Below are 12,741 nucleotides of genomic sequence, written 5' to 3'. Positions count from 1 at the left end.
ACTCCTGTGCATGCTTAAAACCATCACTGCCTTCCTCGCTTCCCTTGGCGCCTCGCGCGCCAGGGCGGCGGGAAATTTCCATCCCCACTCCCAGCTCGCCGTGAAGGCGGGAGATGTGCTCGTCCAGCCGCTGCCGGATGGCCAGGGCTGGAGCTCGCTCAAGGTGTTCGCTGTCGACGGCGCCACCGCCCACTGCCTGACTTACGAAACGAGTATCGGCAAGCCTGCGCTGGCATCGCTGGCACAAGCCGCCGTGCGCATGGCGCATGCGCCGCGCGCCGCGGCTTCACTGGCGGAAGGATGGGAGCTGGCCGGCAACCAGCCCGCCACAGCGCGCGAATTGCAAGGCCTGAAGTATATGGACTTCGAACTCTATGTCCGCCTGACCGGGCAGGATGTCGACACGATCATGCGCACTGCCACCGAGCATTTCGAACGCGCCGGAATGCACGCCGCCGAAGGCCGCCGCATCGACGCCATCAACGAATATGGCAAGGCAATCGAACTGTATCCCGCCTACACCGACGCGCTGGGCAAGCGGGCCTTCGCCTTCATGGAATTGGGCCTGCACCAGCAAGCCTTGCGCGACCTGGACGAATCGATCTACCTCAATCCAGAAGGCATGGCAGCCTTCTTCGCCAAGGGGGAATGCTTGCTCAAACTGGGTCACCTTGACGAGGCCGAGGCCATCTTCACCGAAGGCCAGGAACTCTTCCCCGAGCACGCCTCCCAGTTCAACGAGTTCCTCAGGCGCACCCGCGCTTTTGCGCTGACTGGTCGTCCCGCCTAGTTGCCAATTCACGCTGGAATTCAAGGAAATCGTACGCCGCACGGCGCGTCGCTTCCAGCATCGGCAGGTGACCGACGCCCTCCATCATGGTCAGCCGGGCGTTCGGCATTAGTGCCTTTGTTGCGGCGGCGCCTTCGGGGCTGAGGATGCGGTCTTCGGTGCCCCACACGATCAGAGCAGGCGTTTCAATTGTGCCGCGCAACGTCGGCGAGTCGACCAGTTCGCGCATGATGGCGCAGTGCAGCCCGTAATCCGCCACAGCACGTCGCGCCAGCATGTGCTTCAGCGAGTAGGGGAAGAACGGCGGTTTGGCCATGCAGCTCGCCATCAGCGTGTCGAAGTCGCGCGGGCCGGACACCAGCAGCGGCATTGCGCCACTGGCCAGATAAGTTCGGAAAGTGGGGTTGTCGTACGCAGCTTCCGTACCGGCGGGCGCCAGCAGCCAGAGGCTCGCCACCTGCTCAGGGTAGCGCGCCGCGTATTCGGCGGCGATAAAGCCGCCCATCGAATTACCGCCCATGTGGAAGCGCTGCACGCCCAGTTCGGCCATGAAGGCGCGAAGATTCTCGACTTGCGTTGCCATGTCGTGCCTCGCGCCGGGATCGCGGCGCGCATCGCCGAAGCCCGGCAGGTCGGGAATGATGACGCGGTAGTGGGGAGCGAGGAAGCGCGCGATGCGGGTGAAGTTGTCCTTGTCGCCGGCAAAGCCGTGCACCAGCAGCAGTACTTCCGTGCCGGCGCGGCTGTCGAGGTAGGGCAGGGAAGCACGCCGCAGCGTGAGACCGGAACGCTTGCGCTCCAGTGCCAGCGAGGCCCGCGCCACGGGTCCTGGCAGCAGCCGGTCCGCCGCCGCCAGCGCCAGCACCGCGCCGCCTAACGCGTAAAAGAAGAACATCCCCGCCTCCGTATTGACTTGTTATTAATGCAAAATTATAGTCTGCCAAACCATCCAGGGGGGCGGCAATGGACTATGACGTTGTGATCGTGGGCAGCGGCTTTGGCGGCATATGCAGCGCAATCAAGCTGAAGGAAGCAGGCATCGACAACTTCGTCATGCTGGAAAAGGATGAAGTGTTCGGCGGCACCTGGCGCGTCAACACCTATCCCGGCGCAGCCTGCGATATTCCCAGCCACCTGTACTCGTTTTCCTTTGCGCAGAACGCGCACTGGAGCCGCCTGTTCCCGCGCCAGGACGAACTGCTCGAATACACCTTGCGCGTCGTGCGCGAATTCGACCTGGAGCGGCACCTGCGCCTCGGCACTGCGCTGCGTTCGGCGCAGTTCGATGAGGCCACGGGCACTTGGCGCATCGCCACCAGCAAAGGCGACATGACCGCCCGCACGGTGATCTTCGCCATCGGCCTGCTGGGACGCCCAAGCGTGCCGCACTTTCCAGGCATCGAGCGTTTCCGCGGCCAGGCCTTCCATTCCGCGCAATGGGACCACAGCATCGACTTGCGCGGCAAGCGCGTGGCCGTGATCGGCAGCGGCGCCAGCGCGGTGCAGTTCGTGCCGGAGATACAGCCGCTGGTGCGGCAGCTGGACCACTTCCAGCGTACGGCACACTGGGTGCTGCCGCGCCCCGACCGTGCCGTCACCCGCGTCGAGCGATGGCTGCTCGATCGCGTGCGCCCGCTGCAGCTGCTGTTCCGCGCCAAGCACTATGTGCAGTTCGAATCGCGTGTCGTGCTATTCATTTTCCTGCCCGCGCTGGCCAAGCTCATGCAATGGCAGGCCATGCGCCACCTGAAGCAGCAGGTTGCCGATCCGCAGCTGCGCGCCAAGCTGGCGCCGGAGTACGCGCTGGGCTGCAAGCGCGTGCTGCTGACCAACGATTACTATCCCGCGCTGGCGCAGCCCAACGTCGCCGTGCTGAAAGACGGCATCCGCGAAGTGCGTGAGCACAGCATCGTCACCGGCAGCGGTGAGGAGCGCCCGGTCGATGTGATCATCTACGCCACCGGTTTCGACGTCGAACATGCCTACGGCCCGATCGAACTGCGCGGGCGCGGCGGCCGCAGTTTCGGCCAGGCGCTGGAGGATGGCGCAGGCGCTTACAAAGGCGCCACTGTGGCAGGGTTTCCGAACTTCTTCATGATCACCGGGCCGAATACCCTGCTGGGCCACAATTCAATGCTCTACATGATCGAATCCGGCGTGCGCTACGCCGTGGATGGCGTGCGGCGCGTGCTGCGCGATAGCCTGCACTCGGTCGAGGTGAAGCCGGAGGTGCAGGGCGCCTACAACCGCCGGCTGCAGCAAAAGCTCAAGGGCACCGTATGGCATACGGGCTGCAAGAGCTGGTACCTCGATTCGCGCGGTCGCAATCTGGTGATCTGGCCTGGCTTCACCTTCCATTACCGCCATATCACCAGGCGCTTCGATATCGGCAGCTACATCGTGCGCCGTTCGATGCGATAATCAGTCGGGTTGAAGCAGGCATGGACAAAATGGACGATGTAAGCAAACAGGCGCGCGCCACTGGCGGCGCCACCGTATATGACGTGGCACGCGCGGCCGGGGTGTCGGCCATGACGGTTTCGCGCGTCATCAACGGCAATTCCCATGTCAGCGAGGCCACGCGCGACAAGGTGCTGGCCGCCATCGCCTCGCTCAAATACCAGGTGAACCATGCGGCACGCGCGGCCCGCATCGGTACGCTGCGCGTTGGCCTGCTGTACAGCAATCCCAGCGCCGCCTTCCTGAGCGCCCTGCTGGTCGGCGCGATGGACCAGTGCGGCCAGAATGGCGCCCAGTTGCTGCTGGAACGCTGCGACGGCCTGTCCAGCCAGCGCAAGGCTATCGAAAGGCTGATCGCCGAAGGCGCCGACGGCATCCTGGTGCCGCCGCCCCTGTGCGACGCCGAAGAGGCGCTGCGCCAGCTCGATGAAATCGGCATCCCGACGGTGGCAGTAGCCACTGCGCGCCCGCTGACCGGCGTGGCAGCGGTGCGCATCGACGACTACGAAGGCGCTCGCACCATGACGCGCTACCTGCTGTCGCTGGGCCACAAGAACATCGCCTTCATCAAGGGCGACCCTGAGCACACCCCGGCCCAACTGCGCTACCAGGCCTTCATGGACACAATGGAGGAAGCCGGCCTGGCGGTGCCGCCGCAGCGCGTGGCGCAGGGCCTGTTCACCTACCGCTCCGGCTTGACTGCGGCACGCAGCCTGCTGGCGCAGGAGCCGCGGCCGACAGCCATCTTCGCCAGCAACGACGACATGGCGGCCGCCGTGATCGCCGTGGCCCACGGCATGCACCTGCAGGTGCCGGAAGACCTGACGGTGTGCGGTTTCGACGATACGCCGGTGGCCACCACCGTCTGGCCGGAACTGACCACCATCCACCAGCCGATCGGCGACATGGCGCGCCTGGCGGTCGACCTGCTGGTCGACCAGGTGCGCAGCCGCCGCGCGGGCGAGTCGCGCCACGTGCCGCATCGCCTGCTGCCGTACACCCTCGTTACGCGCGAATCCTCGGCCGGCAGCCCGGCTCCTTACCAGTAAGGCCGCCAGTTGCGCTGCAGCCTGGTGAGCGCCTCCAGGTAGAAGTAATCGCCCCAGATGCAGCATTCGTCCACGCCGATGCCTTGCGGCTTGTGGTACACCGCATGCTGCAGCAGGCCGCTGCCCGGCGCCGTATCCCGGACCAGGTAGCTGGCCGACAGTTCCTGCACGATGCCGATGGCGGCGCGCCGGTAGGCCGGGCGCAGCGGGTCGTCGGCCGCCAGGCTCGCCTCCAGCTCCAGCAGGCCGCAGGCAGCGATGGCCGCAGCAGAACTGTCGCGCTCTTCGCTGCCGGAAGTGAACACCAGGTCCCAGTAGCAGATGCCGTCTGCGGGCAACCGGTTCAGGAAGTAGTTGGCCAGCACCTTGGCCAGGTCCAGCAGGCGCGCATTGCCGTTGTAGCGGTACACCAGCGGGAAGCCCGAGATGCCCCAGGCCTGCCCGCGCGCCCAGCACGAATCGTCGGCGAAGCCCTGATGGGTATTGCCCTGCAGCGGACGGCCGCTGGCGGGATCGAAGAAGAAGGTGTGGAAGGTGGAACCATCCGGCCGCACGATATGGCGCGCCGCTGCCTCGATATGGCTGTCGGCTGCGATGCGGAACGCCGCCTCGCCGCTATGCTCGCTGGCCCAGTACAGCAAGGGCAGGTTCAGGTTGCAGTCGATGATCATGCGGCCCTGCTGCGCCGGGTCGCACAGCTCGCCCCAGGCCTGGATGATGCCGGCGTGCGGCAGGTAGCGTTCCAGCAGCAGGCGTGCCGCACCCAGCGCCGCTTCCGCTGCCAGTGGGTCGCCGGTCACGCGATGCGAGGCCACGCAGGAAAGGCTGTACAGGAAGCCCAGGTCGTGGTGGCTGGTGTGCTGGCGCCCGGCTTGGCGCGCATGAAAACTGCGCACCTGGCGTTCGGCGCCGGCGCGGTAATGCGGTGCGCCGGTCAGCTCATAGGCCAGCCACAGCATGCCTGTCCAGAAGCCGTTGGTCCATTCGATATTGCCGATTGCCGGGTATTGCAGGCCGCTGCTCGATGGTGCGGGAAAGTTGTCGCCGAAGTGGCGCAGGTTGCGGTCGATGGACAGCAGGGCCTGGGCGGTGGCGCGCTGCAGCAGCACGCTGTCGATGCTGCCGTCCCAGTGCGGCGGCAGGCGTTCGACGTCCAGCGCTTCCAGGCGCGCGCTGTTCAGGGCTTGGGTCATGCGGTAACTCCTTGGGGCTTGTTGCGTGTGGCGATTTCCGGCGCAGTGGGCGACAGCAGCCATGCCGACAGCAGCAGGAACACCAGGCCCAAAGCTGCCATCAACAGGTAGGTGGCAGGGAAGCCGAGCAGGTCGTAGCCTTTGCCGGCGATCGGCGACAGGATCGCCAGGCCGAGCGAATGGCCGAAGCTGACGCCGACCATGTAGATGGTGGAGGCCAGGCGGTTGTCGAAGTGGCAGGCGATATAGCGGAACACCGACACCACCAGGATCGGCAGCTCCACTGAATGCAGCAGCTTCATCGCCGAGATGCTGAGCGGGCCGACCGCAAGGCCGGAGCCGGCAATGCGCACCAGCATGATGCCGCCGGCCAGCAGCAGGCCGCGCTTGGCGCCGATGCGCTTGACCAGCAGTGGCGACAGGAACAGGCCGCCGGCTTCGATGAAGATCTGCAGCGAATTGAGGTAGCCGAACATGGCGGCGCCGGTTTCCTTGTCGGCGAACAGGCTGGTGAAATAGCTGGGAAACTGCTGGTCGAATACCAGGTACAGGTTGGTGACACCGAGGATGAACACCATGAAGCGCCAGAACTGGCCGTTGCGCAACAGGGCCAGCGCTTCCGCCAGATGCACCTTGTGCGCCGGCGCCTGCGCGTCCGTTGCGCCGGCGGCGGCATCTGTGCGCCAGAACAGGAGCAGGCCAAGCAGCAGCAGGCCGGCGGCCGAGGCCAGGAAGAAGTTGATGGCCGGGTCGACATTGAACAGGCGGCCGCTCACCAGGGCGGCGCTGGCAAAGCCCAGCGATCCGAACAGCCTTACGCGGCTGTATTCGAAGCCGTGGCGGCGGCCGATGCGGTCCACATACGATTCCAGCGCATAGCTGCCTGCGATGAAGGTTACGCCCAGGTAGGCACCGCCCAGCACCGCGCCGGCCACGATATTTGCCTTCAGCAGCGGGGCGTACACGAAGCTGAAGAACAGGCCGCAAAGGGTGACCAGGCCGGCCACCAGCCACAGAACGTGCTTGCGCATGCCGACCCGGTCGGAGACGAAGCCGTACACCGGCTGCGAGCACATGGCCGCGATGAAGTTGGCGGAAAAGACGATGCCCGCTTCGGTGCCGCTCAATTGCAGGCTGCTGCGCAGCCACAGGGCCAGAAGCGAGATAGCCATCGCCTGCGCAAAGAAGAAGATGAAGACAAAGCTGCACAGGAAGCGGAAATGCGACTGCTGGCTGTTCATGGTGTCATCCTGCCGGGGTAAAAGATTGGGTTGGCCGGTTCGGGGCGCCGGTTTCCTGCACCGCTGTCGCCGCCAGCAGGCCCGCCACCTGCTCCAGCGCGGGCGGCGTGGCGCCTGGCGCGGTGCAGGCTGCGGCGCCGGCAGCGACGGCGAAACGCAGGTGTTCGCCGCCATCGCGCTCGGGATGGCGCAGCAGGCTGTAGACCAGGGCCCCGATGCTTGCGTCGCCGGCGCCGACGGTGTCGGCCACAGTCACGGCGGGCGGCTTGGCATGCCAGCTACTGTCTTTCTTGAGCAGGGTGGCGCCTTGCGCACCCTGGGTGTACAGGATGGTGGCGCCGGGATTGAGCGTGCGCATGGCAGCCAGCGAGGCCGCGCTGTCGTTATGGCGGAACAGTCCGTGCAGGTCTTCGTCGGATACCTTGATCACGTCGGCCAGGGTGGTCATGCGGCGCAGCGTGGCGTCGTAGCGCTGGTCCATCAGGCTGCGGAAATTAGGGTCGTAGCTGATCGACACACCCTGCGCCTTCAGTTCGGCCGCCAGCGCCACCAGCTTGCCGGCCAGCGGTTCGCGCGCCAGGCTGATGCCGCCGAAATGCACCCAGCGTGCAGCGGCCTGCCATCCGGCCGGCAGTTGCGCCGCGTCGAAATGCAGGTCGGCGCTGTCGTCGCCTACGAAGAAATAGCGCGGCGGGTCCAGTTCGTGCACTACGGCCAGCAGCGGCGAGCGGTCCAGCTGCTGCAGGAAGCGGCGATCCAGGCCGGCCGCCTCACTGGCTGTGGCCAGCGCCGCGCCGAATACGTCGCGACTGACGGCACCGGCAAAGGCGCTGGGCATGCCGAGGCGGGCCACCACGCGCGCCACGTTCCAGGTCGAACCGCCCACCTGGCTGGTCCAACCGTGAGGGCCGCTGCGCAGCAGGTCGGTCAGCGCTTCGCCGGCGGCGACGAAGTGGGGCAGTGCGCTCATGGCGCCGCCTCCAGTGCGCCCAGCACTTCATAGCAGGCGCCCATGGTGTGGTAATCGGTCTTGCCGGCCGGGCTCTTTTCCGTGCTTTGCTTGACGTTGTCGCGGCTGAGCAAGCGGTACCACGCGCCGTGCTCGTGGTCGACCATGTGGCGCCAGCTGTAGTCCCAGATCCTGTCGTACCAGTCCCAGTAGCTGGTGTCGTCGGTCCGGGCGCCCAGCACTGCTGCTGCGGCCAGGCTTTCCGCCTGCACCCAAAAGTACTTGTCGCCGTCGCAGATTTCGCCATCCGGGCCGAAACCGTAGACGATGCCGCCATGCTGCGTGTCCCAGGCCCGCTCCAGCGCGACCTGGAACAATTGCCTGGCGCGCGGCAGCAGCCAGTCGCCTGGGCCGGCCAGTTGCGGCGCTTCGCGCTCCAGCAGCAACAACAGCTTGGCCCACTCGGTAAAGTGACCCGGCTGGTAGCCCCAGGGGCGGAAGATATTGCTCTTGTCGTGGCGGTTGTAGTCCCAGTCCACCGACCAGTCTTCGCGGTAGTGCTCCCAGATAAAGCCGCCGGCCAGGCCGGCCTGGCGCTGCGTGATATTGCGCGCCACGGTTTCGGCGCGGTGCAGGTAGCGCAGTTCGCCGGTGGCCGAATAAGCCGCCAGCAGCGCCTCGCACGCGTGCATATTGGCGTTCTGGCCGCGATACGGATCGAGCACCGACCAGTCGGCGCTGGCCTGGTCGGCGTACAGGCCGTGCTGCGGCTGCCAGAAGCGGCGCTCCATCAGCGCGAAAGTCTCTTCGATATGGGGCCGCGCTTCCGCCACGCCGGCCATGCTGGCATGGGCATAGGCCAGCAGCACGAAGGCCAGGCCGTAGCAATGGTTGTCGCTGTCGATGATGCGCTTGCGGCCATCCTGCCATTCCAGCTGCCAGGCATAGCCGCCGGTCTGCGGATCGCGCTGCACGTCGCGCAGGAAAGCCAGGCCATGGCGCAGCGCCTGCAGGTATGCGGGGTCGCCGAAGTGTCGGTAGGCCATGGCGTAGTTGAAGATGAAGCGGGTGCTGCTGACCAGGTGGCGCGTGCTGCGGTCGTACACCGTGCCGTCGTCGAGGAAGAAATGATAGAAGCCGCCGCTCGGATCGATGCAGCGCGGATGGTAGAAGCCCATGGTGTGGCGGATATGGGCCAGCAGCATTGGGCGCGAACGGAACGGCACGGGTTTATAAGGCATGGTGGTCGGCGTCTGGATGGGCCGCCTGCTGCCAGGCGGCGATACGGTAACGGGTGTGCCATGGCGTGGCGGGATCGAGCGCAATGCCGGTGCGGTCGGCCAGCGGATGGCCGGGCGGCGCCTTGGCTACGCGGCCCAGGTCGAACAGGCTGTTGACCGGTTCCGCGCCGAGCGCCAGATGGCGGCCCTGCCAGGGAAAACGCTGGCGCCCGCCGTTGCTGACCCACAGCATCAGGTCGGGCAATTGCGCGGTGTCCCACCACAGGCCGACGCAGGCATCGTAATCGAGGTAATGCAGGGCGAACGGCGGCGCGCCTTCCTTGGCGCTTTGCACGGCACGCGCCTGCAGCAATTCTTCAAACACGCCGTGTGCCGGCAATCGCGCCAGGTCGAGCGGGCCGTCGATGCCGGCCAGCGCCGACAGGTCCGCCGAACAGGTGTCGGGCTGCAGCCGCGTCACCGAATCGCTGGCTAGGGCGGGGTAGCTGTGGATGCCGTCGTGGCGGCCCAGCATGACGCGTACGCGCTGCGCCGCCGGCGGCAGTCTGAATGTGGGGTGCAGTCCGAGCGGCAGCCGGGCCGGGCGCCGCGCCCATACCGTCAGCCCGATATCGATGGCCGCCGCGTGCGGGTCGGCGCAGATTTCGCGCTCCACGCGCGCCACTGCGGCGCCGGGCGGAAAGTCGAGCGCCAGCCGTACCCGGCCGGCATCGGCATGCAGGCATTGCCAGCGGTGGTTGGCGGCATAGCCATGATGCCAGCTGTCGTCGGCCGGCTGCACCCGCCAGCCGGGCGGCAGCGCGGGCGGCTGGTCGGCGCGGCCGAAAGGAATGCAGGGCCATTCGCCGCGCAGGCGGCGCAGCACGCCGGGCAGGGCGCTGGCGCGCGTCAGCCCGGACCAGGGCGCCACGTGCATGACGTCCAGCTCGCGTTCATCGTCGAGGCGGAACTGCAGCGGCCCTAGCATGCCGCCCAGGGCCTGGATTTCGGCGCTGCCGTGGACCCAGCACAGGCGCCACGGGCCGCGCGTGGTGCGCACGAAGTGGTCAGCGCTGGACATCCAGCCTCCCGCCGCGCACGGCCTCCACCTGCGCCACGCTGGCCAGGTTGAAGTCGCCCGCGATGCTGTGCTTGGCGACGGCCGCTGCCAGCGCGAATTCCAGCGCTTCGCTGTCGCTCCAGCCGCTGTGCAAACCATGCAGCATGCCTGCGGCAAATGCGTCGCCGCCGCCGATGCGGTCGACAATGCCGTGCATGGCGTAGCTGCCGGCCTGCAGCGCGCCCTGGCGCGTGTGCAGCGTGGCCGACAGGGTATGCTGGTCGACGCTGTCCTGCGCCCTTTGCGTGGCCGCCAGCCGCTGCAATTGCGGGAAGGCGGCGAAGCAGGCGGCAATGGCTTCCTCGGCGCATCCTTGCTGCGCCAGCCCAGGTTCGCCGAGCAGCAGGGCGATGTCGCGCGGCCCGGCAAACGCCAGGTCGGCTTGCGCCAGCAGGGTGCGCAGCACGCCGGCGCCGTCGCTGCCGCGCGCGGCCCACAACGAGGCGCGGTAATTGCCGTCGTAGGACACCTGCACGCCGCATGCGCGCGCCGCCGTCATCGCGTCCAGCACGGCTTGCGCCGCCTGTTCGCCGACGGCTGGCGAAACGCCCGACACGTGCAGCCAGGCCGCGCCATCAAGCAGCTCCGCCCAGTCGTAAGCCGCTGGATCGGCCAGCGCAAAAGCGGAGCCGGCGCGGTCGTACACGATTTCGGATGGGCGCATGACGGCGCCCGGCGTGAGGAAATACAGGCCCATGCGGCCCGGCTCGAAACGCAGCCCGTCCACCGCCACGCCGTGCATGCGCAACTGGTCGCGCGCGCCCCAGCCAAGTGCGTTGTCCGGCAGGGTGCTGGCCATGGCAGCCGGCTGGCCGAAGCGCGCCAGCGAGACGGCGACATTGGCTTCCGCCCCGCCTATGCAGGTGTCGAGTTGCGGCGTTTGCAGCAGCAGTTGTCCGGCCGGCGAGGACAGGCGCAGCAGCATTTCGCCAAAGCAGACGATGCGGCCCTTCATCGCGCCAGCCATCCGCCATCGACCGGCAATACGATGCCGTGCACGTAGTCGCTGGCGCGGCTGGCCAGGAATACGGCGGCGCCGGCCAGGTCGCCCGGCTGGCCCCAGCGGCCGGCCGGGATGCGCGCCAGGATCGCCGGCGCGCGCTGCGGGTCGTCGCGCAGCGGCGCGGTGTTATTGGTTTCAAAGTAGCCCGGCGCCAGCGCATTGACGTTGATGCCGCACGCCGCCCATTCGTTGGCCAGGGCGCGTGTCAGGCCGGCGATGGCGCTCTTGCTGGCGGCGTAGGCCGGCACCCGCAAGCCGCCCTGGAAGGACAGCATGGAGGCGATGTTGATGATCTTGCCGGAACCCTGGCCGGCCATATGGCGCGCCGCCGCCTGCGCCAGGAAGAAGGGCGCCTTGAGGTTGGTGTCGACCACGCGGTCCCAGTCCTCTTCGCTCACATCCAGGCTGTCGGCACGCTGGATGGTGCCGGCATTGTTGACCAGGATGTCGAGCCTGCCCTGCCAGGCATAGGCCGCATCGGCCACCTGCCGCATGGCGGCGCCATCGGCGGCAAAATCTGCCTGCAGGAACAGGAAGCGGCGGCCGGTTGCCGCCACGCGCGCCGCGGTATCGTCGGCGGCGCTGCGGCCGGCAGCCACGATGTCGGCGCCGGCGGCCGCCAGCGCCACGGCAATTGCCTGGCCCAGGCCCGTGTTGGCGCCGGTTACCAGCGCCACCTGGCCGCTCAGGTTGAACAGGTAAGGCATGGCGCGTCCTTTATTTCAATTGGCAGATATCGACTGCCTGCATGTCGGTGTAGTCGAGGTTCTCGCCGCCCATGGCCCAGATGAAGGCATAGTTCGAGGTGCCGGAACCCATATGGATCGACCATGGCGGCGACACTACGGCTTCCTCGTTGGCCACCACGATGTGGCGCGCGCTGTCCGGTTCGCCCATGAAGTGAAACACGCGTTCGGATGGCGGCAGGCCGAAATAGAAGTACACCTCGGAGCGGCGCTCATGCAGGTGGGGCGGCATGGTGTTCCACACGCTGCCGGTCTGCAGCACCGTCAGGCCAAGCAGTAGTTGGGCCGACTGGCAGACGCCGGGCACCACATACTGGTAAATGGTGCGCGCATTCGAAGTTTCCGGGCTGCCGCGTTCCAGCGGCACCGCCTGGGCGTGGGTGATCTTGGTGAGTTCGAAGCGCTGGTGGGCCGGCGTCGACACCAGGTAGAAGCGGGCCGGGTTGGCCGGATCGTCGGAAGCGAAGCTGACGTCGCCTGCGCCCATCGGCACATACAGGCCGTCGCGCGGCGCCAGCGAAATGACCTGGCCGTCGACCGTGACGCGGCCGGCGCCGTCCGCCACGTTGATGATGCCCAGTTCGCGCCGCGCCAGGAAAGGCTGGCCTGCGGCGGCGGCAGGTTCGGTCTGGCGCGGCAGCGCCAGTTCGCTGTGCACCGGCGCCGCCCCGCCGATCACGAAGCGCTCGTGATGGCAGTAATTGAGCCGGAGCTGGCCTGGCTGGAACAAGCCGTCGACCAGGTAGCGCTCGCGCAACTGCTCGTTGCTGGCGCCGGCCATCATGTCAGGGTGGGTCGCGTGGTAGCACTTTTCGAACATTAACCGCCTCCATTTCTGTTATCGATAACAAGTATATGCGCTCCGGCGCGGCGGATTTATGCCAGATTCATATAGCTCTGATGCATTTTTTTATTGTTCCGGGTCTACTTCTTTCAGTAGCATGTAAAAAACGCGCCAAAAACCCAGCCA

General features: G+C 66.9%; 12 protein-coding genes. 3 read left to right on the top strand and 9 right to left on the bottom strand.

The annotated features are described in order from the left end of the window. Positions 1 to 10 precede the first annotated feature (10 nt). On the top strand, positions 11 to 790 hold the full coding sequence (locus tag ACN9MY_RS29205; protein ID WP_426336525.1) for a tetratricopeptide repeat protein: 780 nt from the start codon (positions 11 to 13) through the stop codon (positions 788 to 790). On the opposite strand, the gene ACN9MY_RS29200 is transcribed toward ACN9MY_RS29205, so the two are convergent. Beyond that, complete coding sequence (locus tag ACN9MY_RS29200; protein WP_426165516.1) at positions 747 to 1,685, bottom strand: alpha/beta fold hydrolase; 939 nt, start codon at positions 1,683 to 1,685, stop codon at positions 747 to 749. The two genes, ACN9MY_RS29205 and ACN9MY_RS29200, sit on opposite strands and share 44 nt — an antisense overlap. Before the next feature lie 68 nt (positions 1,686 to 1,753). Between ACN9MY_RS29200 and ACN9MY_RS29195 the strand changes: the two genes are divergently transcribed. Then, positions 1,754 to 3,211: a flavin-containing monooxygenase gene (locus tag ACN9MY_RS29195; protein WP_426336524.1), complete on the top strand. Its 1,458-nt coding sequence runs from the start codon at positions 1,754 to 1,756 to the stop codon at positions 3,209 to 3,211. A 20-nt stretch (positions 3,212 to 3,231) separates the two neighbouring features. Beyond that, positions 3,232 to 4,299, top strand: a complete 1,068-nt coding sequence (locus ACN9MY_RS29190; protein ID WP_426165512.1) for a LacI family DNA-binding transcriptional regulator — start codon at positions 3,232 to 3,234, stop codon at positions 4,297 to 4,299. On the opposite strand, the gene ACN9MY_RS29185 is transcribed toward ACN9MY_RS29190, so the two are convergent. Genes ACN9MY_RS29185 through kduI form a run of 8 tightly spaced genes read right to left on the bottom strand, consistent with a single transcriptional unit; the run spans position 4,290 to position 12,591 of the window. Then, complete coding sequence (locus ACN9MY_RS29185) at positions 4,290 to 5,492, bottom strand: glycoside hydrolase family 88 protein (RefSeq protein WP_426165510.1); 1,203 nt, start codon at positions 5,490 to 5,492, stop codon at positions 4,290 to 4,292. The two genes, ACN9MY_RS29190 and ACN9MY_RS29185, sit on opposite strands and share 10 nt — an antisense overlap. Next, a complete protein-coding gene (locus ACN9MY_RS29180) occupies positions 5,489 to 6,733 on the bottom strand; it encodes an oligosaccharide MFS transporter (RefSeq protein ID WP_426165508.1) in 1,245 nt (414 codons plus the stop codon). Before ACN9MY_RS29180 ends, ACN9MY_RS29185 begins: the two co-directional genes overlap by 4 nt. Before the next feature lie 4 nt (positions 6,734 to 6,737). Then, positions 6,738 to 7,703: a carbohydrate kinase family protein gene (locus tag ACN9MY_RS29175; RefSeq protein ID WP_426165506.1), complete on the bottom strand. Its 966-nt coding sequence runs from the start codon at positions 7,701 to 7,703 to the stop codon at positions 6,738 to 6,740. Continuing rightward, on the bottom strand, positions 7,700 to 8,923 hold the full coding sequence (locus tag ACN9MY_RS29170; RefSeq protein ID WP_426165504.1) for an AGE family epimerase/isomerase: 1,224 nt from the start codon (positions 8,921 to 8,923) through the stop codon (positions 7,700 to 7,702). Before ACN9MY_RS29170 ends, ACN9MY_RS29175 begins: the two co-directional genes overlap by 4 nt. After that, positions 8,913 to 9,983, bottom strand: a complete 1,071-nt coding sequence (locus tag ACN9MY_RS29165; protein WP_426336523.1) for a hypothetical protein — start codon at positions 9,981 to 9,983, stop codon at positions 8,913 to 8,915. The genes ACN9MY_RS29170 and ACN9MY_RS29165 overlap by 11 nt, the downstream gene beginning before the upstream one ends. Continuing rightward, positions 9,970 to 10,989, bottom strand: a complete 1,020-nt coding sequence (locus tag ACN9MY_RS29160) for a sugar kinase (RefSeq protein ID WP_426336522.1) — start codon at positions 10,987 to 10,989, stop codon at positions 9,970 to 9,972. The genes ACN9MY_RS29165 and ACN9MY_RS29160 overlap by 14 nt, the downstream gene beginning before the upstream one ends. Beyond that, on the bottom strand, positions 10,974 to 11,732 hold the full coding sequence (gene kduD, locus ACN9MY_RS29155; RefSeq protein ID WP_426319455.1) for a 2-dehydro-3-deoxy-D-gluconate 5-dehydrogenase KduD: 759 nt from the start codon (positions 11,730 to 11,732) through the stop codon (positions 10,974 to 10,976). The genes ACN9MY_RS29160 and kduD overlap by 16 nt, the downstream gene beginning before the upstream one ends. A 10-nt stretch (positions 11,733 to 11,742) precedes the next feature. Then, the gene (gene kduI / locus ACN9MY_RS29150) at positions 11,743 to 12,591 is read right to left on the bottom strand and encodes a 5-dehydro-4-deoxy-D-glucuronate isomerase (protein WP_426336521.1); all 849 of its coding nucleotides are present in this window, start codon (positions 12,589 to 12,591) and stop codon (positions 11,743 to 11,745) included. Positions 12,592 to 12,741: the final 150 nt, after the last annotated feature.

Origin of the sequence: Pseudoduganella sp. R-31 (assembly GCF_049913235.1) — a bacterium.
Lineage (GTDB): Bacteria > Pseudomonadota > Gammaproteobacteria > Burkholderiales > Burkholderiaceae_D > Rugamonas.
Note: the sequence above shows the minus strand (reverse complement) of the source record. Positions and strands in the feature narration are given on the sequence as shown.